The organism is Cryobacterium psychrotolerans (assembly GCF_900101115.1).
In the GTDB taxonomy this organism is placed as follows: domain Bacteria; phylum Actinomycetota; class Actinomycetes; order Actinomycetales; family Microbacteriaceae; genus Cryobacterium; species Cryobacterium psychrotolerans.
In genome coordinates this window covers 212,691-236,167 of the sequence record NZ_FNFU01000002.1, presented here as the reverse complement: position 1 = coordinate 236,167, position 23,477 = coordinate 212,691, and the positions used below count along the sequence as shown (strand labels likewise).

At 69.5% G+C, this 23,477-nt stretch carries 19 protein-coding genes; 3 read left to right on the top strand and 16 right to left on the bottom strand.

From position 1 onward, the window contains the following. Window positions 1-100 precede the first annotated feature (100 nt). From BLQ39_RS02720 to BLQ39_RS02660, 13 genes are all read right to left on the bottom strand, one after another. On the bottom strand, window positions 101-979 hold the full coding sequence (locus BLQ39_RS02720; protein ID WP_166784371.1) for a cell division protein FtsQ/DivIB: 879 nt from the start codon (window positions 977-979) through the stop codon (window positions 101-103). Window positions 980-1,175: 196 nt separating this feature from the next. Then, window positions 1,176-2,573, bottom strand: a complete 1,398-nt coding sequence (murC, locus tag BLQ39_RS02715) for a UDP-N-acetylmuramate--L-alanine ligase (RefSeq protein ID WP_092321544.1) — start codon at window positions 2,571-2,573, stop codon at window positions 1,176-1,178. A gap of 132 nt (window positions 2,574-2,705) precedes the next feature. Continuing rightward, the gene (locus tag BLQ39_RS02710) at window positions 2,706-3,773 is read right to left on the bottom strand and encodes a UDP-N-acetylglucosamine--N-acetylmuramyl-(pentapeptide) pyrophosphoryl-undecaprenol N-acetylglucosamine transferase (protein ID WP_092321543.1); all 1,068 of its coding nucleotides are present in this window, start codon (window positions 3,771-3,773) and stop codon (window positions 2,706-2,708) included. After that, window positions 3,770-5,122: a putative lipid II flippase FtsW gene (gene ftsW / locus BLQ39_RS02705; protein ID WP_092321542.1), complete on the bottom strand. Its 1,353-nt coding sequence runs from the start codon at window positions 5,120-5,122 to the stop codon at window positions 3,770-3,772. Before ftsW ends, BLQ39_RS02710 begins: the two co-directional genes overlap by 4 nt. Further along, complete coding sequence (gene murD, locus BLQ39_RS02700; protein WP_092321541.1) at window positions 5,091-6,674, bottom strand: UDP-N-acetylmuramoyl-L-alanine--D-glutamate ligase; 1,584 nt, start codon at window positions 6,672-6,674, stop codon at window positions 5,091-5,093. Before murD ends, ftsW begins: the two co-directional genes overlap by 32 nt. Further along, on the bottom strand, window positions 6,659-7,750 hold the full coding sequence (gene mraY / locus BLQ39_RS02695; protein ID WP_092321540.1) for a phospho-N-acetylmuramoyl-pentapeptide-transferase: 1,092 nt from the start codon (window positions 7,748-7,750) through the stop codon (window positions 6,659-6,661). The genes murD and mraY overlap by 16 nt, the downstream gene beginning before the upstream one ends. Beyond that, entirely contained in the window at window positions 7,747-9,159 is a 1,413-nt protein-coding gene (locus BLQ39_RS02690; protein WP_092321539.1) for a UDP-N-acetylmuramoyl-tripeptide--D-alanyl-D-alanine ligase, read from the bottom strand. Before BLQ39_RS02690 ends, mraY begins: the two co-directional genes overlap by 4 nt. Further along, window positions 9,159-10,703, bottom strand: a complete 1,545-nt coding sequence (locus BLQ39_RS02685) for a Mur ligase family protein (protein ID WP_092321538.1) — start codon at window positions 10,701-10,703, stop codon at window positions 9,159-9,161. Before BLQ39_RS02685 ends, BLQ39_RS02690 begins: the two co-directional genes overlap by 1 nt. Window positions 10,704-10,716: 13 nt before the next feature. Then, entirely contained in the window at window positions 10,717-12,510 is a 1,794-nt protein-coding gene (locus BLQ39_RS02680) for a peptidoglycan D,D-transpeptidase FtsI family protein (RefSeq protein ID WP_092321537.1), read from the bottom strand. 43 nt (window positions 12,511-12,553) lie between these two features. Beyond that, the gene (gene ftsL / locus BLQ39_RS02675; protein WP_092321536.1) at window positions 12,554-13,189 is read right to left on the bottom strand and encodes a cell division protein FtsL; all 636 of its coding nucleotides are present in this window, start codon (window positions 13,187-13,189) and stop codon (window positions 12,554-12,556) included. Further along, a complete protein-coding gene (gene rsmH, locus BLQ39_RS02670) occupies window positions 13,186-14,139 on the bottom strand; it encodes a 16S rRNA (cytosine(1402)-N(4))-methyltransferase RsmH (protein ID WP_092321535.1) in 954 nt (317 codons plus the stop codon). The genes ftsL and rsmH overlap by 4 nt, the downstream gene beginning before the upstream one ends. Window positions 14,140-14,243: 104 nt before the next feature. After that, window positions 14,244-14,675 (bottom strand): division/cell wall cluster transcriptional repressor MraZ, encoded by a 432-nt coding sequence (mraZ, locus tag BLQ39_RS02665; RefSeq protein WP_092321534.1) that lies wholly within the window; start codon window positions 14,673-14,675, stop codon window positions 14,244-14,246. 335 nt (window positions 14,676-15,010) lie between these two features. Beyond that, window positions 15,011-15,403 carry an SCO2097 family morphological protein gene (locus BLQ39_RS02660; RefSeq protein WP_092321533.1) on the bottom strand — a complete coding sequence of 131 codons (393 nt, stop codon included), beginning with the start codon at window positions 15,401-15,403 and terminating at the stop codon, window positions 15,011-15,013. A gap of 76 nt (window positions 15,404-15,479) precedes the next feature. Here BLQ39_RS02660 and BLQ39_RS02655 point away from each other — a divergent pair, with 76 nt between their 5' ends. After that, complete coding sequence (locus BLQ39_RS02655) at window positions 15,480-16,565, top strand: polyprenyl synthetase family protein (RefSeq protein WP_092321532.1); 1,086 nt, start codon at window positions 15,480-15,482, stop codon at window positions 16,563-16,565. 59 nt (window positions 16,566-16,624) lie between these two features. Here BLQ39_RS02655 and BLQ39_RS02650 read toward each other — a convergent pair whose 3' ends face one another. Beyond that, complete coding sequence (locus tag BLQ39_RS02650) at window positions 16,625-18,013, bottom strand: pyridoxal phosphate-dependent decarboxylase family protein (protein ID WP_092321531.1); 1,389 nt, start codon at window positions 18,011-18,013, stop codon at window positions 16,625-16,627. Between the two features lie 53 nt (window positions 18,014-18,066). After that, the gene (locus BLQ39_RS02645; protein ID WP_092321530.1) at window positions 18,067-18,408 is read right to left on the bottom strand and encodes an Rv2175c family DNA-binding protein; all 342 of its coding nucleotides are present in this window, start codon (window positions 18,406-18,408) and stop codon (window positions 18,067-18,069) included. A gap of 152 nt (window positions 18,409-18,560) precedes the next feature. Between BLQ39_RS02645 and BLQ39_RS02640 the strand changes: the two genes are divergently transcribed. Both BLQ39_RS02640 and pknB read left to right on the top strand, forming a co-directional pair. Continuing rightward, window positions 18,561-19,835, top strand: a complete 1,275-nt coding sequence (locus BLQ39_RS02640) for a muramidase family protein (RefSeq protein ID WP_241986897.1) — start codon at window positions 18,561-18,563, stop codon at window positions 19,833-19,835. 89 nt (window positions 19,836-19,924) lie between these two features. Further along, window positions 19,925-21,841: a Stk1 family PASTA domain-containing Ser/Thr kinase gene (pknB, locus tag BLQ39_RS02635; RefSeq protein ID WP_092321529.1), complete on the top strand. Its 1,917-nt coding sequence runs from the start codon at window positions 19,925-19,927 to the stop codon at window positions 21,839-21,841. Window positions 21,842-21,930: 89 nt separating this feature from the next. Here pknB and BLQ39_RS02630 read toward each other — a convergent pair whose 3' ends face one another. Next, window positions 21,931-23,412, bottom strand: coding sequence for an HNH endonuclease signature motif containing protein (locus BLQ39_RS02630; RefSeq protein ID WP_143006456.1), 1,482 nt, complete (start codon window positions 23,410-23,412; stop codon window positions 21,931-21,933). Window positions 23,413-23,477: the final 65 nt, after the last annotated feature.

Sequence of the window (23,477 nt, the reverse complement as noted above, 5' to 3'; positions counted from 1 at the left end):
CGAGACGGCCGCCGGGCCGGCGCGCCGCGGCGGGTCAGCGACGGGTCAGCGACGGGTCGGCGACGGGTCAGCCACGGAGCATTGACGGGGCAGCGACCAGTCAGCGGAGGACTGCACTGTCGGGTGAGGACACATCGTATTCATCCACCTCGCCGACCGGGTGCTCGACCATCAGCGCGCCGAGCACGACCGCCTTGTAGTCGGACTCCTCGACACTCCCCCACACGACGCGAGCCCCGCCGTCCAGGGTCAGGGTGACGTCGTCCTTCGTGGCGGCAGCGACCGTCGTGAGCTGGGTGCGGATGCCGGCCGGCAAGGACTCGACGACGGCCGCGGCGGCCGTGAAGCCCGAGCTGCCGACCTCGGCCGTGATGGCCGGGTAGCCGTCCTGGGGCTCGTCGCCGCTCTCGATCACGACTCCGGCCGCGTCGACGAGATCGAAGCCCGAGTCGGACGGGATGACGCCGATCGGTTCGCGTTCGACGATGCGCACGACGATCGTGCCGGGCGGGCGGCTTTCGACGGCGTAGCTTCGAATGAGCCGGAACCGGGAGAGGTCGTCTCGGACGGCGGTGAGGTCGACGAGGGGCAGCGGGGTGCCGAGCTGGCCTTCCAGTGCCGCCCGCACCTGGTCGGCGGGGACCCGGTTCGCCCCGACGACCTCGATCGTGCGCAGGGCCATCAGGGGCGAGTAGGCGCCGGCGACGACGAAGGCAATGAGCGCGGCGAGCGTGCCGAGGGAGACCAGCCAGGTCGTGCGCCGACGCCGGGAGCGCCCGGTGAACCGGCGCACCTCCTCGCGTTCGTACTGCTTCCGCGCGCGCCGGGCGCCACGCAAGCGGCTGCGCGCAGCGGCCGGGGTGAGGACGGGGGTGAATCCGGGGCTGAGTCCAGGGGCGGGCTGCGGGTTCGCCGTCTCCCCGGCCTCATCGGTTCGCCGCAGCGGGAACACGGGGGCGAGCAAGGCAGGGGCGGGCACCGGTTCGCCCGGCTGGGTTCTGATCGGCTCCGTCTGCGCGGCGTCCCGGGAAGAGGGCTCCGCTGATTTCGGCGTGGCTTTCGGCGTGGATTTCGACCCGGATGCCCCGGGGCGCGCCGGGCGGCCCGGAACGGCCGGCGGGAGTGGCGCGGGGCGGTGTTCGAAGCCCTGGGGCCGCTTCATGCCCGGTCGCGCGTCATTCGCGCGCCCGGCCGAGGGACTCGAGCACCTGCGGCACGATCCGGTAGACGTCGCCGCAGCCGAGCGTGACGACGAAGTCGCCCTCCCGGGCGATCGAGGCGACGTAGTCGGCGGCGTCCTGCCAGTCCGGGATGAAGGCGACGTGGGCCGGGTCGCGGAAGCGCCCGGACACGAGCGCTCCGGTCACGCCGGGCTCCGGGTCTTCGCGGGCGCCGTAGACGTCGAGCACGATGGTCTGGTCGGCGTGCTTTTCGAGCGTGTCGGCGAATTCCTGGGCGAACATCCGGGTGCGGCTGTAGAGGTGGGGCTGGTGCACGGCGATGATGCGCCCGGGGCCGACGACGGTGCGGGCGGCGGAGAGCGCGGCAGCCACCTCGGTGGGGTGGTGGGCGTAGTCGTCGTAGACGCTCACACCCCGAACCGTTCCGTGCAGCTCGAACCGGCGCTGGGTGCCGCCGAACGCGGAAATGGCTTCGAGGGACGCCGCCGGGTCTAAGCCCAGGCCGACGAGCACGGCGAAGGCGCCCGCCGCGTTGATGGCGTTGTGCTTGCCGGGAACCCGAAGAGTGGTGGAGTAGTCCCGGCCCGCCCAGTGCACGGTGAAGCTCACGGGGCCGACGGTGCCGATGGTATGTACCCGGACGTCCGAGCCGGCGTCCTCACCGAACGTGATCAGCTTCTTGTCGGCCAGCCTGGTCGTCACGTGCACCGCGCCGGGATCGTCGGAGGAGATGACCACGAGCTCGGAGGCGTTGCGGGCGAATTCGACGAAGGCGGCCTCGAAGGCCTCGAGCGACCCGTAGTGGTCGAGGTGGTCGGGGTCGACGTTCGTGATCAGCGCGACGGCGGTGTCGTAGAGCAGGAACGAGCCGTCCGACTCGTCGGCCTCGACGACGAAGAGGTCGTCGGCGCCGCTGGCCGCGCTGACGCCCAGCGATTCGATCACGCCGCCGTTGACGAAGCTCGGGTCCTGGCCGAGTCCGAGCAGGCCGGTGACGATCATTCCGGTGGAGGTGGTCTTGCCGTGTGCGCCGGCCACGCTGACCAGCCGGTGTGACCTGATCAGCCAGGCCAGGGCCTGGGAGCGGTGCAGGACCGGGATGCCCCGCTCGCGGGCGAGCACGTATTCCGGGTTGTCCTGCCAGAGGGCGCCGGTGACGACGAGCGTGTCGGCGTCGCCCAGGTTCGCTGCGTCGTGCCCGATACTGATGCGTGCGCCCAGCTCGCGCAGGGCGAGCACGTTGTCGGATTCGCGCAGGTCGGAGCCGGTGACGGTGTGACCCGCGGCTAGGAACAGGCGGGCGATTCCGCTCATGCCGGAGCCGCCGATGCCCACGAAGTGCACCGCGCCGAGCTCGTCGGGAACGGTGAGGGTGAGGTCGGGTTCAATCACGGTCTGGGCTCTTCTCGGTGGGTCGGCGGGTGCCGGGTGACAAACAGGTGCTGGGTCAACGTTACGCGCCGCCGGCGCCGAATGACGGATTGGCTCGGGTCGGCACGGTCTCGCGGGTCACGGGGCCAGGGGTCACCGGGCGCGGCGGATCAGCTCGAGCATGCGGGCCGACCCGTCCAGCACGCCCACGGATGCCGCGGCCCGGCCCATGGCCTGCACGCGTTCCGAGTCCGCCAGCACGGGCACGAGTTCGCGGAGCACCCAGTACGGCTGGAAATCCGCGTCGTCGACGAGGATCCCGCCGCCGGCGCGGACCACGTCGGCGGCGTTGAACCGCTGCTCGCCGTTGCCGACCGGGTACGGCACGTAGACCGCCGGGATGCCGAGAGCGGCCAGTTCGCTGACCGTCGCCGATCCCGCGCGGGACACGGCGAAGTCCGCGGCGGAGAGGGCGAGATCCATCCGGTCGCAATAGCGGACCATGCGGTAGTGGTCCAGCTGCGGGTCGCCGACCTCGGACTTCTCCCCCGTGATGTGCAGCACCTGCCAGCCGGCGCCGATCAGCGCCTCCGCCGAGTCCAGGACCGTGCTGTTCAGGCTCCGGGCGCCCAGGGAGCCGCCGGTGACGAGCAGGGTGGGCCGGTCCGCGGAGAGGCCGAAGAACGCCAGCGCTTCCGGCCTCACCGCGGGCCGGTCGAGGTGCTCGATTTCGGGGCGGAGGGGCATCCCGACGAAGTGGGCGTGCCGGATCGGTGTGCCGGGGAACGCCACCCCGACATGGTGGGTGTAGCGCGCGCCGAGCTTGTTCGCGAGGCCCGGCCGGGCGTTGGCCTCGTGAATGACGATGGGCACGCCGGCACGCCGGGCGGCGAGGTAGGCCGGCGTGGAGACGTAACCGCCGAATCCGACGACCACGTCGACGTTTCGGGACCCGATCACGTCGGCGACCTGGCGCACGGCTCGGCCCAGCCGCGGCAGGAAGGTCAGCGCCTGCCGGTTCGGGCGCCGGGGAAAGGGCAGCCGCGGAACAATGACGAGTTCATAGCCCCGGGCCGGCACGAGGCGGGACTCGAGGCCCTCGCTCGTGCCGAGCACGAGCACCGTGGCATCCGGCTCGCTCTGGTGAATCGCGTCGGCGACGGCGAGCAGCGGGTTAACGTGGCCGGCGGTGCCGCCGCCGGCGAGGAGGTACGTGGTCACTGGGCTTCTGCCTCCGTGTGGTCGCCTCGGGCAAAGGAGAGCACAACTCCGATGGCGAGCAGGGTGGTGAGCAGGGCGGTGCCGCCGGCGGAGATGAGCGGGAGCGGGACGCCCAGCACGGGGAAGACCCCGAGCACGACGCCGATGTTGACCAGGGCCTGGCCGATGATCCAGACGAGAACGGCCGCCGTGCTGACCTTCACCTGCAGGCTGGTGCTCGCGCGCATGATCCGCAGGAAAGCAAAGGCCAGGAGGATGAACATCCCAAGCACGACGATCGCCCCGATGAGGCCGAGTTCCTCACCGATGATCGCGAAGATGTAGTCGTTGTCCGCCGCGGGCAGCCACGACCATTTGGCCTTCGAGTTGCCGAGGCCGACGCCGAGGATGCCGCCGTTGGCCAGCGCCCAGGTGCCGTGCAGCGGCTGCCAGCAGGCGGCGGAGATCGCGCCCTGCTGCTCGTCACACCCGGAGCCCATGAAGCTGAGGATCCGGGTCATCCGGTTCGAGCTGGACAGCGCCACCACGACGGCGACGACGGCTCCGGCCAGGAGGGGCAGCACGAGCAGGCGCAGCCGCACGCCCGCGAAGAACAGGGCGCCGAACAGGATGCCGGCCATGATCATGACCGTGCCGAGGTCGCCGCCGATGAGCACCAGGAGCACGGCTCCGCCGCCGACGCCGAAGACCGGGATGAGCACATGCCGCCAGTCGTCGAGCTTGCCCTCCTTCTTGCCGAGGATCACGCCGAGCCAGATGACCAGGGCCACCTTGATCACCTCGGAGGGCTGGAACTGGAAGCCGCCGAGGGTGAGCCAGTTCGTGTTGCCGGCAATCTCGTAACCGAGAGGGGTGAACACGACGAGGCCCTGCAGGAAGCAGGCGACGAGCAGGGCCGGCCAGGCGACGCGCTGCCAGAATTTCACCGAAAGCCGGCTGACGAGGAGCATCATCGGCAGTCCGACCAGGGCGAAGATGCCCTGGCGCAGGAGCCCGCCGAAGAACCCGGCGTTTTCGAGGTACGAATCCACCGACGAGGAGGAGAGCACCATGACCAGGCCGAAGATGACGAGGAACAGGGTCGTGCCGAGCAGGAGCAGGTAGTTCGCGGACTCGGCCCGGAAGACCCGGCCCAGGGTGATCCGCGCGCTGGCCCCGGCCGTGGCCGGCTCGGGCGGCGAGGAGGCCGGTCGCCCAGCCTGCTGCCGCTGCTGGTTGCGCTGGTGCTGGCTGAGCTGCTGCGCGTACTGCTGCGGCTGGGACTGCTGCGGCTGGGACCGCTGCGGCTGCCGTTGCGGCTGCTGCGGTCGGTCGGCTCTAGGCGCCCGGGTCCTGGGTGGATTCGTCATCCGGCTCGCCTCCCACGTGGTCTCGAACGGCTCTCGCAAACAATCGTCCACGCTCCGCATAGTCGGCGAACTGGTCCATCGAGGCGGCCGCCGGGGCCAGGAGCACGACGTCGCCGGCCTCGGCCAGGTCCGCCGCCACCCGGACAGCGTTCGGCATGACCTGTCCAGTGTCAACCGCGTCGATCTCGATGACCGGCAGTTCGGGCGCGTGTCGCGCGAATGCCTCACGCAGGGCGACCCGGTCGACACCGATGATGATGGCGGCCCGCAGACGCGCAACGTGGCTGCTGACCAGTTCGTCCACGTCGACGCCCTTGAGCAGTCCGCCGACGAGCCAGACCACGGAGTCGAAGGCCCGCAGAGAGGCGTCGGCGGCGTGCGCGTTGGTCGCCTTGGAGTCATCGATCCAGCGAATGCGTCCCGCCGTGGCGACGAGCTCGATCCGGTGCGCGTCGAGGCGGAAGGCCCCCAGGGCCGCGCCGATCGTCTCCGGGGAAACCCCGAATGAGCGGGCCAGGGCGCTGGCGGCCAGGATGTTGGCGACGACGTGCGGCGCATCCAGCCCGGCGGCAGCCAGCGCGGTCACCGTGGTCAGCTCCACCGCACGGTCGAAGCGGTCCTCGAGGAAGGCGCGGTCGCAGAGGATCCCCTCGACGATGCCGACGTCGCTGGGCCCGGGCACGCCCAGGCCGAAGCCGATCGCCCGCGCACCCTCCTGCACATCGGCGTCCTCGACCATGGCGAGGGTGGCGTCGTCGGCCTTGTTGTACACGCAGGCGACCCGGGTGTTCGCGTAGACCTTCGCCTTCGCGTCGCGGTACGCGGCCGCGGAGCCGTGCCAGTCGAGGTGGTCGTCCGCGACGTTGAGGCACACGCTCGCCCACGGCACCAGGGCGCCCGGTCCGGTGCGCGGCAGGTGGTGCAGCTGGTAGCTGGAGAGCTCGACGACGAGAACGTCCCAGCCCTGCGGGTCCCGGATGGCGTCGAGCACGGGCACACCGATGTTGCCGCACGGCGCGGCGCGGCGGCCGGCCGCGGCGAGCATGGTCGCGGTGAGTTGAACGGTCGTGGTCTTGCCGTTGGTGCCGGTGACGAGGATCCACTCGGCGGGAGCGCCCACCTTGTCGCGCAGGCGCCAGGCCAGTTCGATGTCGCCCCAGACCGGGATGCCCGTTTCCGCTGCCCAGAGCAGCAGCGCGTGGTCGGGATGGAAGCCGGGCGACACGACGATGAGCTCCGGCCGGTGCTCGAGGAGTTCGGCCGGCGGGGTGTCGAGTTCGGCCTGCACCAGCGCGACGCCGAGCACGTCCAGGAGCCGGGCGCGCTCGTCGGGCGCCGCTCCGGCCACCACGAGCACGTCGGCGCCGAGTTCGGCGAGTGTGTCCGCGGCCGCGAAGCCGGTGACACCGAGGCCGTAGACGGCCACGCGCAGCCCGGCCCAGTCGGCGTGCCAGCTGGTCAGCGCATCGAGCCTGTCACGCACCGGATCGGCGGGAACGGAGCGGTCAGGATCAGGGAGGGCAGGGCCTTGCGGCACTAGCGCGCCAGCCATTCGAGGTAGAACGAGCCGACGCCTGCGGCCACGAGCAGCCCGCCGATGATCCAGAAGCGCACGACGACGGTCACCTCGGCCCAGCCCTTGAGCTCGAAGTGGTGGTGGATCGGGCTCATCAGGAAGATGCGCTTGCCGCGGGTGAGCTTGAAGAAGACGCGCTGCACGATCACGGACCCGGATTCGATCACGAACAGGCCGCCGATCAGGATCAGCAGCAGCTCGGTGCGGCTGAGCACGGCCAGGGCCGCGATGGCGCCGCCGATCGCGAGCGAACCGGTGTCGCCGAGGAAGATCTTGGCCGGGGAGGTGTTCCACCAGAGGAAGCCGATCAGGCCGCCGACGATCGCGGCGGAGACGACGGCCAGGTCGAGCGGGTCGCGGATCTCGTAGCACCGGTACTGGTCGGCCGCGTCGGCGCCGCCGAAGCAGGACTGGTTGAACTGCCAGAAGCCGATCACGACGAAGGAACCGATCGCGAGAATCGAGGAACCGGTCGCCAGGCCGTCGAGGCCGTCGGTCACGTTGACGCTGTTGGAGGTGGCCGCGACGATGAGGCAGATCCAGAGCACGAAGAGCGCGGTGCCGACGATCGCCCCGAGGGCCATGAAGTCCAGCGGCGTGTCGCGGATGAACGAGATGTGCGTGGACGCCGGGGTCAGCCCCTGGCGGTTGGGGAACTGCAACGACAGGTAGGCGAACACGCCGGCCACGAGCACCTGGCCGGTGATCTTCGCCCAGCCGCCGAGCCCGAGGCTCCTCTGGTTGCGCGTCTTGAGGAAATCGTCCACGAAGCCGACCAGGCCGAGGCCCACCATCATGAACAGCACAAGCAGCGGCGAGGCGGTGATCGGTTCCCCGACCATCAGCTTGGCCGAGAAGAAGCTGATCAGCACGCCCAGGATGACGATGATGCCGCCCATGGTGGCCGTGCCGCGCTTGGCGTGGTGGCTCTTCGGACCGTCGTCGCGGATGAACTGTCCCCAGCCCAGCTTCTTGAACAAGCGAATGAACAAGGGGGTGAGGAAGAGGGTGAACGCGAGCGACATGGCTCCGGCGATCAGTAGCGCTCTCATGAAAACAGGTCTCCCAGTCGATCGCCCAGAAAGCGCAGGCCCGCGGAGTTCGAAGACTTCACGAGCACAGTGTCCCCCGGTTGGAGTGAGTCGCGCAACAATTCGAAGGCCGCGTCTGGCGTGTCGACGAATGCCGACTCGCCGTCCCACGAGCCCTCGTTGATGGTGCTGATGTGCATCCGGCGTGCTGCGGCGCCCACGACGATGAGCTGGGAGATGTTCAGCCTGACCGCGAGCAGTCCGATCCGGTCGTGCTCCTCCCCCGACAGTTCGCCGAGTTCGGCCATCTCGCCGAGCACCGCAACCGTGCGCATCCCGGGCTCCCTGATCTGGGCGAGTGTCTTGAGTGCGGCGGTCATCGAGTCGGGGCTGGCGTTGTACGCGTCGTTGATGATCGTCACGCCGTCACGTCCGCCGAGGACTTCCATCCGCCAGCGTTCGGCCCTGGCCACGGATTCGAGGCCCGCCACGATGTCGTCGATTCCCACTCCGAGTCGCTCGGCGGCGGCCGCCGCGGCCAGCGCGTTCGTCACGTGGTGCTCGCCCAGCACCCGGAACGACACGGTCCGGCTCTCACCGGAGGCCAGGCGGAGCACGAACGTGGTGCCGCTCCTGGTGGCCTGCACGTCGCTCGCGCGCACCGCGGCCGCATCGCCCTGGCCGAACCAGACGACCTCGGCGCGGGTCTTCGCGGCCATGCCGGCGACGCGAGGGTCGTCGGCATTCAGCACGGCGAGATCCGTCTCGACCAGATCGGTGACCATTTCGGCCTTGGTGTCGGTAGTCGCCTCGATGCCGCCGAACTCGCCGGCGTGGGCGAGGCCGACGTTGAGCACGATGCCGATATCGGGCCGGGCCAGCCGCGTGAGCCGTGCGATGGATCCGGTACCGCTGGCACCCATCTCGACGACGAGGAACCTGGTCTCTTCGCTGAGGTCGAGCATGGTCATCGGTGCGCCGACCCAGTTGTTGAAGGATCCGCGCGCCGCGACGGTCGGGCCGACCCGCTCGAGTACCGCACGCAGGAGGTTCTTCGTCGTGGTCTTGCCGTTGGAGCCGGTCACGCCGACGATCTTCAGCCGGCCACGCGCGCGGACGCGGGTCACCACCTCGGCGGCCAGCGCGCCGAGCGCGACGACGACATCCGGCACGATGACCTGGGCGACGGGCAGGTCCAGGTGCCGCTCGACGATCAGGAGGTCGGCCCCCCGCTCCACCGCGGTGGGCGCGAAGAGATGTCCGTCGGTGACCTCGCCGGGTTTGGCGACGAAGATCGCACCGGGCTCCACGCCGCGGGAGTCGGTGTGCACGGGCCCGGTGATGACCGATCCGGCGGTGAGCGTGCTGCCGTCGAGGCAAAGCTCACCCGAGACGGCCCGGGCGATCTCGGCCAGGCTGAGGGCGATCATCAGAGCCACCCGGCGTCGCGCAGCGCCTGGCGGGAGTCTTCCCGCGCGGAGTAGGGGATCTTGACGCCGGCGACCTCGTGGTAGTCCTCGTGGCCGGGGCCGGCGTAGAGGATGACGTCGCCCTCCTTCGCGAGGGCCAGTGCGGCGCGGAAGGCCGCCCGAGGGTCGGGGACCTCGTGGAACTCCCCGTCAGGAACCGCGGCTCGTGCCGCCTCGAGCAGGGTGGCGCGGATGGCGGCCGGGTCTTCGAAGCGCGGGTGGAAGTCGGTCACGACGACGACGTCCGCGCCGCGGGCGGCGATGGCGCCCATGTCGGCACGTTTGGTGGTGTCGCGATCGCCGTCGGCGCCGAACACCATGATCAGCCGGCCGTCGGTGGTCTTCCGGATCGCGTCGAGGGTGTTGAGGAAGGCGTCGGGGGTGTGCCCGTAGTCGATGTAGACGAGCGGGCCGCGGTCGCCGGAGATGCGCTCGGCGCGCCCGGGAATGTACGCGGCGATGCCGCCGTCCCGGTCCAGCGTGTGTGCGATGGCTTCGAGGTCGTAGCCGGATTCGACGAGCATCACGATGGCCAGGGCCGCGTTGGCGGCCATGTACCAGCCGAGCAGGGGCACGCGGGTTTCCAGGCGACGACCCTCCGGGCCTTCCAGCGCGAACTGCGTGTACAGGGCCGTTTCCTCGATCACGAACATGCGCCAGTCGGCGTCGATGTCCGGCCTCGTGGTGAGGGTCGTCACCGGGATGCGGCAGTCGTGGACGATGCGCCGGCCCCATTCGGAGTCGACCGTCACCACGGCGCGACGGGACCGGTCGGGCTCGAAGAGTGCGAACTTGGCCTGGAAGTAGTCCTCCATGACCTCGTAGTCGTCGAGGTGGTCGTGGCTCAGGTTGGTGAACCCGGCGACGTCGAACACGAGCCCGTCGATCCGGTGGCGGCTGAGCGCCTGGGCGGAGACTTCGATCGCGACGGCGCGCACCTCGGCCTCGCGCATCCTGGCGAGCAGGGCGTGCAACTCGCTGGCTTCGGGGGTTGTCAGCGCGCTGGTCACGGCGAGGTCACCGATCCGCCGTTCGGCGGTCGAGGTGAGGCCGGCGACGATTCCGAGCTGGTTCAGGATCGCGAAGAGCAGGTAGACGACGCTGGTCTTGCCGTTGGTCCCGGTGACCGCGAAGAGCGTTGCGGGGTTCTCCGCGGTGCGGTAGATCCACGCGGCGACGGAGCCGAGCGCGGCCCGGGCATCCGGGGTCACGAGCACGGGCAGGCCGCTTCCTGCCGCGATGACCGCGCCGGCGGCGTCGGTGAGGATGGCTACGGCGCCGGCTTCACGGGCACCCTCGGCAAAGGATGCGCCGTGGCTGTTTTGGCCGGGCACGCCGACGTACAGGTCGCCGGGCTGGACGGTGCGCGAGCTCAGGCTCACGCCGGTGACTTCGAGTCCGTCGATGTCACCGCGCAGCTCGAGCCCGAAGTCGTCGACGAGACCGGACAGGGAGCGGGAGATGGGATGCTGAGGACGGAGCGCCGAGGGCGACAGTTCGGTCACGGGGCTCACTTTCTTACCAATTGGCAGGGAGTTCGGGTGCTGGAGTGCCCGACGGGACTGCCCGGTACTTCTTCAACGCCTGGCTCATGACCTTCTGGAAGATCGGAGCCGAGGCGGCAGACGTATTCATTTTAACAGGATCCGCGAGGCTCACCGACACGACGAACTGCGGCGCATCCGCCGGGGCGAAGCCGGAGACCGAAACCAGGTAGCCCCTGGAGTAGCCGCCTTTGCCGTTCGGCATCTGGGCCGTGCCGGTTTTCGCGGCCACCCGGTAGCCGGGAATCTCCCACTTGGACGCCACCCAACTATTGGCGTAAACATTCTCGAGCACGTCCGAGGTGTCGTGGGCGGCGGCGGCCGAGATGACCTGCCTCCCCCTGGAGCTGGGCTTGTCCCGCACGCTGTCGTCGGCCTGTCGGCATCCCGCAACCAGCGTCACGGGCATCCGCACGCCGTCGTTGGCGATGGTCTGGTACATGCTCGCGACCTGGAGCGCCGTCGTGGTCAGGCCCTGGCCGAACATCGTCGCGTACGCGGTTTGGGGGTCCCATTTCTGGTACGGGTGCAGGATGCCGGAGTCTTCGCGGGGGAAGCCGGTTTCGGTCGGGCTGCCGACCCCGAACTTCTTCATATAGTCATAGCGCTCCTGATCGCTGAGGAGCTCCCCGAACTTCGACATCCCGGTGTTCGACGACTCGATCATCACGCCGGTCAGGGTGAGTTTCTCATCCTCGTGCCGGTGGCTGTCGTTCACGTTGGCGCCGTTAACGGGCCGGTATCGGTACGGCGCGACGACGTGCGTCTTGATCGTGGCCTTGCCGGAGTCGAGAACGGATGCCGAGGTGAGCGTCTTGAATGTCGACCCCGGTTCGAAGGAGTCGGTGAAGGCCCGCGAGCCGCGGTTCTTCGGGTTTTTCGTGCCGCTCACGTTGTTGGGGTCGACACTCGGGTAGTCGGCCACGGCAAGGAGCCTGCCGGTCTTGACCTCCTGCACGACGACCGTGCCCCAGGCGGCGCCGGTCGCCTGCGCCTGTTCGGCGAGCACCTGCTGGACGAACCACTGCAGATCCCTGTCGATGGTGGTGACGACGTCCCCGCCGTCGACGACCTGCTCCGCGGTGACGGTGCTGCCCGGGATGCGCACCCCGTCGGCGCCCTTCTCGTACGTCTCCACGCCGTTGGTGCTCGCAAGGCAGGAGTTCTCTCCGACCTCGAGGCCCGCCTGGGCTTCACCGTCAGAGGAGACGAAACCGACCACGTTCCCGGCGACGGCGCCGTTCGGGTACACCCGGCTCGGGTTCTTCTTGAAGTAGATCCAGGGGATGTCGAGGTCGCCGACCTCGCGGAACACCTCGACGTCGACCTTCCTGTCCACGTAGGCGAAGTCGGAGTCCTTGTCGCCGGCCAGGGCCTCGGAGATGATCCCGAGGATCTCATCCCCGGTCTGCCCGGTCACGGCCCCGATCTCGGCTGCGGCCTGAGCGACGGTGACCGTGACGGTCCCGGCGTCCGTTGTGCGGGTGAACTCCCCCGCGTTCCGGGGGGAGATCGTGATGTCGTAGCGCATGACGGTGCCGGCGAGCACGTCGCCGTCGGAGGAGAGGATGTTGCCGCGGGAGCCGTAGACGGTCTGTTCGACGGAGCGGTTGCCGAGCGAGTCGGCGCTGAGGGTGTCGGCCCGCACCACCTGGATGTCGATGAGCCGCACAACGAAGACGCCGACGACCGCGAAGAGCACGACGACGGTGACGGCCATGCGACGCCGGCCCGAGATGGTCTGGCGAGCCCCGGTGTTCAGCGGCATCGTCACATCCTCACTGCGGCCGGGGCCGCGTTAGCGCGTTGACTCAGCGAGTAGACGGGGACGGAAGTCCGCTGGGCGGAGTGGCGGGAGCGGCGGGAGCGGGAGCGTGAGCTGCCCGCGCGTCCGCCGAGCGGCCGTGGGTGCCCGCGGGGCCGATGCCGGTGCCCTGGGCCCCGGCCGGAGGCAGGTCCGTCACGAGGGGGACGCCGGCGAGGAGAGCGTTCGGTACGAGGCCGGACGCGCCGCTCCGGACGTCGGCGGGCGTGCCGGTGGCCGAGACGGGTGCGCCGAGCACGGCCCCGTCCGACAGTCGAAGGTAGGCGGGGGTGGAGTTGCTGACCATGCCGAGGGCCGCAGCGTTCGCGGCCAGGTTCTGCGGCGATGACACCTTGACGAGGTCCTCGCTCAGGCTTTCGGCGGTTCGTCCGAGCTCGACCTGGCTCGCCTGGAGGGTCGAGATCTCGTAGGCGCCCTGGGAGATTCCCACACTGAGCAGGAGCTGGGTGATCACGATCGCGGCCATGCCGGCGCCCGCGGTCAGGGCGTAGACGATCCGGGGCCGGGCCCGACGCTCGGCGCGCGGCGCGACGGCCTCGATGTGGCTGCGCGCCGCCGGGAGGGCCTGGGCCCACGAGTCCTGGCCGTTCGGCCGGAACACACGGGCGAGATTGTCGCTCATTCGACCCTCCTCAGTCGTTCGGCGGCACGGAGCCGCACGGATGTTGCGCGCGGGTTCAGCGCCTTTTCTTCATCGGTGGCTTGTTCGGAGCCTCGGATCAGCAGTGTGAAGACCGGCTTGTGTTCCGGCAGCTCGACCGGCAGCCCGGCCGGCGCGCTCGAACTGGACGCCTTGGCGAACACCTTTTTCACGATCCGGTCCTCGAGCGACTGGTAGGCCATGACGACGATGCGGCCGCCGACCGTGACGGCTTCAAGGGCGGCCGGGATGGCGCGTTCGAGAACGGCGAGTTCCTGGTTGACTTCGATGCGGAGCGCCTGGAAGACCCGCTTGGCCGGGTGGCCCATGCGCTGCACGGCGACCGGGGTGACCGCGGTGATGACGTCGACCAGCTGGCCCGAGCGCTCGAAGGGGGTCTTTTCACGGGCGTCGACGATGGCCTTCGCGTAGCGGGCCGACAGCTTCTCTTCGCCGTATTCCTGGAAGATGCGTCGCAGCTCCGCCTCGCTGTACTCGGCGATGATGCGCTGGGCGGTGAGGTCGGAGGTGCTGTCCATGCGCATATCGAGCGGCGCATCCTTTGAATAGGAGAAGCCGCGTTCGACCCGGTCGATCTGGAGCGAGGAGACGCCGAGGTCGAACAGGATGCCGTCCACCTCGTCGATGCCGAGGCCTTCGAGTGCGTCCAGGATGCCGTCGTAGACGGTGTGCACGAGGTGCACGCGGCCGCGGAAGGGCTTCAGCCGCTCCTCGGCGATCGCGAGGGCGTCGAGGTCGCGGTCGAGCCCGACAAGGATCAGCCCGGGAAAACGCTGGAGCAGCGCTTCGGCGTGGCCGCCCATGCCGAGGGTGGCGTCGACGAGCACGGCGCCGGGCTTCTGCAGTGCGGGCGCGAGCAGCTCGATGCAGCGCTCGAGCAGGACTGGGGTGTGGATGTCGTTGATGGCCATAGTTCTTGCCGGGTCCTGGTCCCTGGTGCCTGATCCCCATCCATTCTTTCCTGGCACCGGGGAAGTGTGTCAGGCATGAACGGCTGGGAGTCAGGCGCCAGGGGCTAGAAGAGTCCCGGGATCACCTCCTCCGTCGTGTTGGCGAATGAGGTCTCTTGTTCGGCGAGGTAGGTCTCCCAGGCCTCGCTGTCCCAGATTTCGACTCGGCTGCCGGCACCGATGACGGTGAGCTCGCGGTCGAGTCCCGCGTAGGCGCGGAGGTTTGCGGGGATGGTCACCCGGTTCTGCTTGTCCGGCGTCTCGGCGCTGGCGCCGGAGAGGAAGACGCGGAGGAAGTCGCGGCCCTGCTTGCTCGTGATGGGCGCCTGGCGGATCTTCTCGTGCAGGTCCTCGAACTCACGGGAGCTGAAGACGTACAGGCAGTTCTCCTGGCCCCGCGTCATCACGATGCCGGTGGAGAGTTCGTCCCGGAACTTCGCCGGCAGGATGATGCGGCCTTTGTCGTCGAGTTTGGGGGCATACGTTCCGAGAAACATGCATCCCCCCTTTCTCGACCGGCCGTGTTCCGAGTATGGCTCCACTTTACTCCACTATCCACCACATCTAGGCAGAAATACACGATTTCTGATCCGATTTACCCCGAAAGCCCCCCAGTCCGCGGGGCAGGGGCAAGTGGAGGGATTTTGCGCGTCCAGGGACCGTCGGGGCGGTTTTCGGGAGCCGAAGCCCGTTTTCGGGCAAGAAAAAAGGGCCGATCAGTGGATCGGCCCTGTGATGGGATCGGTGCGGCGGTTGCCGCCACGTTTGTGGAGGGACGGTGGAGAACCCGGGAGCGAGGCTGGTTCAGCGCGCGCGACTCAACTCGCGTGCTTCAGCGCTGGTCGTCCTGGCGGCGGTCCCAGCGTTCGTTCAGGCGGTCCATGAATCCCTGGTTGGCACCGGCGCGCTGACGCGGTCCGGATCCCGGGCGACCGGCGGATGCTCCGCCGGTACTGCCGCGGACGCCCTTCCCCGGTGTGATGGCAAGCAGGACGCCGGCGAACATGATGATGAATCCGAGCACCCCGAGCCACAGTTGCTGCAGTGCCACGCCGGCGATGAGTGCGCCGATCCCGGCGACCGCGAGGAGGACACCCACTACAACCGACCGGTAATCGGGTCGAAGCCGCGTCACCCCTGCCGTTGACACGAAGTCAACGTCATTGTGATAGAGGCTGCGCTCCATCTCTTCGAGGAGTCGCTGCTCTTGCTCAGAAAGCGGCATCTCATTCCCCTCCAATTTCGGGATCGAGCGGGTTAGGTACTGATTCTAGTCCAGCTGGGATGGCTAGGCTAGGCACGTGGCTGATAGCAATCGTCTTGTCGAACAGGTTCAGGTCCGCATCGACGAATTCCTCAGCACGCGTGTTCCAATTGTCGCCGCCATCAGCCCTGATCTCACTCCCCTGGTCGCTTTCTCACGGCAGTTTCTCAGCGGTGGCAAGCGTTTCAGGGCGCTCTTCTGCTACTCCGGCTGGCAGGGCGCCGGGTCGAGTGCCCAGGACCTCTCCCCCATCATTTCCGCGGCCGCCGCGCTCGAGATCTTCCATGCCGCGGCGCTCGTCCACGACGACATCATCGACAATTCGGACACCCGCCGGGGCTCGGCATCCGCGCACAAGCTGTTCGAGGGCATGCACGGCGAGAACGCCTGGGCCGGAAGCCGGAGCGAGTTCGGTCGCGCCGCCGGGATCCTGCTCGGGGATCTGCTGCTCGGCTGGAGCGACGAGCTCCTGGACGAGGGCCTCGACGCCGCCCCCGACCAGACTGCCGCCCGCCTCGCCCGCGCCGAGTTCAACCGGATGCGCACCGAGGTCACCGCCGGCCAGTACCTCGACATCCTCGAGGAACGCGCCTGGCTGACCCAGCCGGAGGCCGAGCTGCTGGACCGGGCCCTGCGCGTCATCGTTTACAAGTCCGCGAAGTACAGCGTGCAGGCGCCGCTCGTGATCGGTGCGGCCCTGGCGGGTGCGAGCCCGGCCCAGCTCGATACGCTCCGGGCCTTCGGCCTGCCGCTCGGAATCGCATATCAGCTCCGGGACGACCTGCTGGGCGTGTTCGGCGACGCCGCCGTCACCGGCAAGCCCAGTGGCGACGACCTCCGGGAGGGCAAGCGCACCGTTCTCGTGGCGCTCGCGCGCCAGGGGCTCTCCGACACGATGCGCCACGACCTGGACGAACAGCTCGGTGACCCCGCCCTCGACGAAGCGCGGATCGCCGCCCTGCAGCGCGTGATCCTGGCCAGCGGCGCCGTCGACCGGGTCGAGGCGCTGATCGAAGCCAACGTGGCGGAGGCCGTGCTGGCGTTGGAGGATTCGCCGATCGGTGAGGACGCCAGGGAACAGCTCCGCTCCCTGGTTGAGAGGGTCACGCGCCGCGCGTTCTAGCGTCCACCAGGTCCGAGCGCCCACCAGACCTGGGCGCGTGCTGATGCGACCGAACGGCCCTACCGGGGCACGGCACTCGCTGCGCGCTCGACTGCCGCGAGGCACAGCTCGACGTCGGCGGCATCCGTGGACCAGTTGCTCACCGAGATCCGCAGCACATCCCGGTCGTGCCAGCGGGACCCGGACATCCAGGTGGTTCCCTCCGCCAGCAGCCGCTCCGTCACCCGGCGGGTTCTGTCGTCCTCGCCGAAACTCACGCAGACCTGGGTGAAGACGACGTCGTTGAGAACTTCGGCTCCCGGTATCCGGGCCATGCCGGCCGCCAGCGCCCGGGCGTGCTCCGCGAGCCGCTCCACCAGCGCCACCGTTCCGGACCGGCCGAGCGAACGCAGGGCCGCCCAGACCGGGATCCCGCGCGCACGGCGGGACAGCTCAGGGACCTTCTCGAACGGATCGCCCGGGCCGTTCTCGTCCGCGACCAGGTAGGCCGTGCGGACCCCGAAGACCGAGCGCACAACGGCAGGCCGGGAGACGATCGCAAGGCCGCAGTCGTAAGGCACGTTGAGGGTCTTGTGCGCGTCCGTCGCCCAGGAGTCCGCGGTCTCCAGTCCGGACAGGTGCTCGCGGTAGAGCGGGCTCGCGGCCGCCCAGAGTCCGAAGGCGCCATCGACGTGCACCCAGGAGTCGTGCCCGTGGGCGATGGCCGTGGCCTGACCGATCGGGTCGAACGATCCGGAATGCACGTTGCCGGCCTGCAGACAGACGATGGCCGGGCCGGTTCGGCGGTCCATCGCCTCGGCCAGCGCGTCCGCGCGCAGTCGGCCCTGCTCGTCCACCGCGATTTCGACGGGCGCGCCCAGGCCCAGGTAGCGGAGTACAAGGTCGATGACCTCGTGACGCTCCCGGCCGACATAGACCGTGATGCGCGGCGCACCGAACAGTCCCTGGGCGTCGAGGTCCCACCCGGCCCGGCGCAGAAGGTACTGCCGGCCGGACGCGAGGCCGACGAAGTTCGCCATCGTGGCTCCCGTTGTGAAGCCCACGTCCGCGTCGTAGGGCAGGCCCAGGAGCTCGATCAGCCAGGCGCCGGCGGCTTCCTCGAAGGCGGCGGTCGCCGGTGTCGCGAACCGCAAGGCCGCGTTCTGGTCCCACGCGCTCACCAGCCAGTCGGCGGCCATGGCTGCCGGCAGGGTTCCGCCGATCACCCAGCCGAAGAAACGGCCGGACGGCATGGCCATCAGACCGGGCTCGGCGACCGCCGCAAGTTCATCGATGACGTCGGCCGGGTCCATGGGCTGGTCCTGCAGGGCCATCGACAGCCGTGCCGCCAGCTCGCCGACGCCGATCCGGGGGCCGACCGGGCGCTCGGGGACCGAACTGAGCCAGTCCATGGCGTGCGCCTTCGCTCGTTCCAGCGCCTCACCGTAGGCGTCCGCCTGAGCCGACATGACGGAAGTGTACTGCCGCCCCGCCCTGCGGGAAAGGCTGTCGCTCGGGGAAGCTAGGCGAGTGCCTGGGCGACCCGTCGCACCTCGGCCTTACGGCCGGCTCGCAGCGCGACGATGGGCTCGGCGCTGAGGCTGTCGTCAACCTCGAGCAGCCACTCCATCGCCTGCTCGTCGGTGAAGCCGTCATCGGAGAGCACGATCAGCGTGCCGCGGAGTTCGGGCACGGGCGCACCGTCCCGGATGAAGAGAGCGGGAACCTGCAGCTTGCCGTCGCGGCGCACCGCCAGGAGTTGCTTGTCGTCAATCAACTGCCGCACGCGGCTCTGGCTCTGACCGAGCAGGTTGACGAGGTCGGGAATGGTCAGCCACTGCTGCTCTGAAATCGAGTCGGTCACGGATCAAGCCTGCCATGAAACACCGGGAGCGACAAACATCCGCGCGAATGAAATCCCACGAGTTTACTCAAACCACACCCGTCACGTTGATTGACTCTGATACCTATCTATGCCAGCGTTGGGGGCATACGCAACACAGGAACGGGAGTGCCATGTCGGCTGAGTCGCAGAGTATCCCCGCAGGGGATGCCGCGCCGGGCGACACGCCCCGCCGGCCCGGCTTCCTGGCGGCCTGCTGTTCCCGCGGCCTGTTCGCGAGCATCCCGATCGTGATCATCAGCACGATCGCGATGACGCTGAATCTCGCGTCGCCGGCCGATGCCGCGACGATCGTGAAGAAACCGCCGAAGGTCAAGAGCACCCTCCCGGCCGCCGTCCCGGCGCCGAGCCCGGGCGCCGTCGCTGCCAGCGCACCGGCCAGGGCCGTCCCCGCCCAGTACGTCGTGGTCGAAGGCGACACCGTCAGCAGCATCGGCGGGCGGTTCGGCCTGTCGACGGCATCCGTGCTCGCGCTGAACGGCCTCGGCTGGTCGTCGATGATCTTTCCCGGCCAGAAACTCACCCTGACCACCCACGCAGCTGCCCCGACCGCCGTCCCCGCCAAGAAGCCCGTTGCAGCGGAGATCACGCGCTACAAGGTGAAGGTCGGTGACACGATCAGCGGCATCGCGGCCGCCCACGGCCTGTCGACCGCCGCTGTACTCAGCGCGAACGGCCTGGGCCGAGCGAGCATCATCTTCCCCGGCCAGGCGATCGTGCTGCCCCACGGTGCCCCCGCTGCGAGCTCCGCCGCGGCCGCGACGACTCCGGCCCCGGCGCCCGTGCCGACCACCGCCGCCCGGCCGGCGGCGGCGGCCCCCGGTCCTGCGCCGTCCAGCTACACGATCGCCCGCGGCGACACGATCAGCACCGTCGCCGCCACCGCCCGGGTGCCGGTGCAGGCAATCCTCGACGCCAACGGCCTTGGCTGGTCCAGCATCATCTACCCCGGGCAGGTCCTGAAGATCCCCACCATCACCCGGTTGACGGCCGAGATGCGCGTGAACGCCGAGATCATCGTCGCGGTCGGCCGCAGGGCCGGCGTCAGCGACCGCGGCCTCGTGATCGCGCTGGCCGCCGCCGCCCAGGAGTCGGGGCTGCGCAACGTGCAGCACGGCGACCGCGACTCGCTCGGGCTCTTCCAGCAGCGGCCCAGCGCCGGCTGGGGAACGGCCGCGCAGGTGCTCGATCCGGTGCGCGCCAGCCGCGCCTTCTTCGGCGGTACCGACAACCCCAACCGCGGCGTGACCCGCGGGCTGCTCGATATTTCCGGGTGGGAGTCCTTGACGGTCACCCAGGCCGCCCAGGCCGTGCAGGTCTCGGCCTACCCGAACCACTACGCCAAGTGGGAAGTCTCCGCGCGCCTCTGGGTCGCCGAGCTCGACTGACCTGTCGCCAGGGTCTGACGTGCCCCCCAAACACCCGGCTCACGGTGTTTTATCGGGGTTCTGGCGGCCGCGTTCCCTAGACTCGACGGGTGAGTGATAGCCCAACCGATCCGATGATCGGCCGTCTGATCGATGGCCGCTATCAGGTGCGCTCGCGGATCGCGCGCGGCGGCATGGCGACGGTATACCTCGCGACGGACCTCCGCCTCGAACGGCGTGTGGCCATCAAGATCATGCACGGCCACCTCGCCGACGACAACAGCTTCAAGGCACGCTTCGTGCAGGAGGCGCGTTCCGCCGCGCGCCTCGCGCACCCCAACGTAGTCAACGTCTACGACCAGGGGCAGGATGCCGACATGGCCTACCTGGTCATGGAGTACCTCCCCGGCATTACCCTGCGCGACCTGATCAAGGATTACGGGCGGCTCACGCCGGAGCAGACCATGGACATCCTGGAGGCCGTGCTCGGCGGCCTGGCCGCGGCGCACAAGGCCGGGATCGTGCACCGCGACCTCAAGCCGGAGAACGTACTCCTCGCCGACGACGGCCGGATCAAGATCGGCGACTTCGGACTCGCCCGCGCCGCGAACAACAACACCGCGACCGGGCAGGCCCTGCTCGGCACCATCGCCTACCTCTCCCCCGAACTCGTCACCCGCGGAATCGCCGACGCCCGCAGCGACATCTACGCGCTGGGCATCATGACCTACGAGATGCTCACGGGCGAGCAGCCGTACGTGGGCGAAGCCCCGATGCAGATCGCGTACCAGCACGCGAACGACACCGTGCCCATGCCGAGTGCCAAGGTGCCCTCGGTCCCCCGCGAACTCGACGAACTCGTGCTCTGGGCGACGGCCCGCGACCCTGAGCAGCGGCCGAGGGACGCGCGCGTCATGCTCGACCAGCTGCTCGAGGTGGAAAAGCTGGTCCGCCCCGCGTCCGCGGGCACCGGCATGGCGCCCACCATGATGTTCCCGGGTGGCTTCGGCGACGCCTCGGCCACAGCGGACACGCAGATCCTGGGACCGCAGCCCCTCGCCGCTGCGGCGACCGCCTTGCCGAGCAGCAGCGCGATGCTGGCCACGAAGGCCGACAAGCGCAAGCGCCGAGGCTTCTGGCTGTTCACGCTCGTCGTTTTGCTCGCGGCCCTGGCCGGGGGAACCGGCTGGTACTTCGGCTCCGGTCCCGGCTCACAGATCGCCGTCCCGAAACTCACGTCGCTGACGCCGGAGAAGGCGGCGTCGGCGTTGACCGAGCTGGGCTTCACCGCGAAGCCGGGCGAGGAGTACAACAATGAGATTGCCGCGGGACTCGTCTCGAGCACCAATCCCGGCGCCGGCGCACGTCTGGCCAAGGGCAGCGCCGTGACGGTCCTCATCTCGAAGGGCCGCCAGCCGATCACACTCCCAGCCCTGGCCGGCCTGAGCCAGGACGAGGCGGAGACCGCGATCACCGACCTCGCGGCGCTGGTGGGCAGCACGGACGAGGTCTTCAACAGCTCACTCGAGCAGGGCACGGTCGTCGCGGCCAGCCGCGAGAGCGACGGAGGCGACGTCTCCAAGGGCGGCCCGTACTTCGAGGGTCTCGCGGTGAACCTCGTTGTCTCCCTGGGCCCCATCCCCGATGTCACAGGCAAGTCCGTTCCCGATGCCACCGCCATCCTCAAGGCCAAGGGGCTGGGCGCGGAGACCGGAGAGCAGCGATACAGCGACACGATCGCCAAGGACGCCGTGATCAAGATTTCCGCAGCCAAGAGCGGTCCGGTCCGTGCGGGCGACGTGCTCGTGCTCACCACCTCCCGGGGCCCGGAGCCGGTCGAGGTCCCGAACGTCATCGGCAAGCCGTGGAATGAGGGCAAGAAGATCCTCACGGACCTCGGCTTCAAGCTCAAGTACAACCCCGGCGCGGATGCGGTTGCGGCCCTGCTGACCATCGAGGCCACGGACCCGGCCGCCGGACAGACAATCCCCAAGGGCGCCACGATCGCGCTCACGCCCAAGTTCTAGCGAACCTCCCGCCGAACCGTGAGTTCGGCACGTTCATTCCGGTGGGAAGGGTCCGAACTCACGGTTCGGCGAGCCGGAAGGGTGACGTGTTAGGAGGGCTGTTCCTCTGAACTTCCTTCGTCGGTTCGCGTGGCCTTCTGTCGGAGTTCGGCGCTGATGGCGGTGCCGATTATGGTCTCCGATTCGGTCACGTAGGTGTGGCCGGTCGGGGTTGTCCAGGTGAGGGTGCCGGTTCCGTCCTTGGCCTGGCTGACTTTCCAGCCGGCCTCGTGTTTGAGGGCGTGGCTGACGGGGCAGAGGTGGGCGAGGTTGTTGTGGTCGGTTCGTCCGCCGAATGCCCAGTCGAGGCCGTGGTCGATGTCCGAGCGGCTGGCCGCCCGGCTGCACCCGGGGTGCCGGCAGGTTCCGTCGCGCACCTGAAGCATCGTGCGGAGCGAGGCTGGGATCGTGTACCGGTCCCGGCCCACCGAGAGCACCGCGCCGGTCTCGGGGTGGGTCAGGATCCGCACCGCGCTCGGACACTTCGCCGCCAGCGCCCTGGCCGTGTCGGGATCGATCGGCCCGTACCCGTCGAGGCTGCCGGGCTCCTCGGTGACACCGAGGAGGGTGAGCATCGGGACCGTCACGATCAGGTTCGGCCGGAGCCCGCCCAGGCTGCCGGCCGTCCCTGCGGTCTCCGTGCAGCCGGGCTCCGTGCCGCCGGCCTCCGTGCAGCCGGCCTGCGTGCAGCCGGCTTGCGTGCAGCCAGTCTCCGCGCAGCCGGTCTGCAGGAGCAGGTCGCGGAACACGTCCGCCCGCAGCTGGGTGAGCGTGCGCGGCTCGTCCGGCCCCTGCAGGGCGATCGCCCGGTCCGTCACCTGGCCGTAGATGCCGAGGGCGTCCGACGCCGGCAGGTAGGCGCTCAGCCAGCCCATCCCGTCGCGGGCCGGGTCGAACCGTACGGCCCGGTCGGCCACGCTCCGCACATGCCGGGCCGTGATCGACTCCGGATGGATCCTCTCCCGCAGCTTCCTGGTCTTCCTTTCGAACTGCGACGCGGTCAACCGGCCGGCCGACGGCAACGCCTCCTGCTCCAGCTGCCGGGCCGCCGCCTCCGGAAGTCCCGCGGTTTCGTTGACGAGGGTGATCGCCTGCCGGTAGCCGATCCGCCCCGCGGCCAGGGCCGCCAGAGTGTCGGGCAGGTCGTGGACCAGGGCCCGGCTGCTCTCCAGCAGGCTCAAGGCGGTCGACTCCGGGATCCGCAGCGCGCAGGCCAGCTCGGCCACCAGCGACCGGCGGGTCAACGCCGGACTGAACGCGCTGCCGTCGAGCTCCCGCTCGCTGCAGACCCGCGCGGCGTCGATCGCGACCACCCGCGCCGCGGCCTGCACCGCCATCGCCTTGTCGATGGCGGTGACGTCGTCGATGAGGGCGCCGAGTTCCTCCAGGTGGACCGCCGCTGGTGTCAGCGGGCCCGGGTCAACGCCCGGGTTCGCGCCGCCCGGGTCAACGCCCGGGTTCGTTCCCGGGCCAGCGCCCGGGTTAGGGCCGGCCGGGAGTGCCCGACCGGGTGGTGCTGTGAAGGTTTTCATACGCCAACGGTACGGCGAACCACCGACATTCCTACCGCCCGAAAGCACCCTTGACCGGCCCTTGT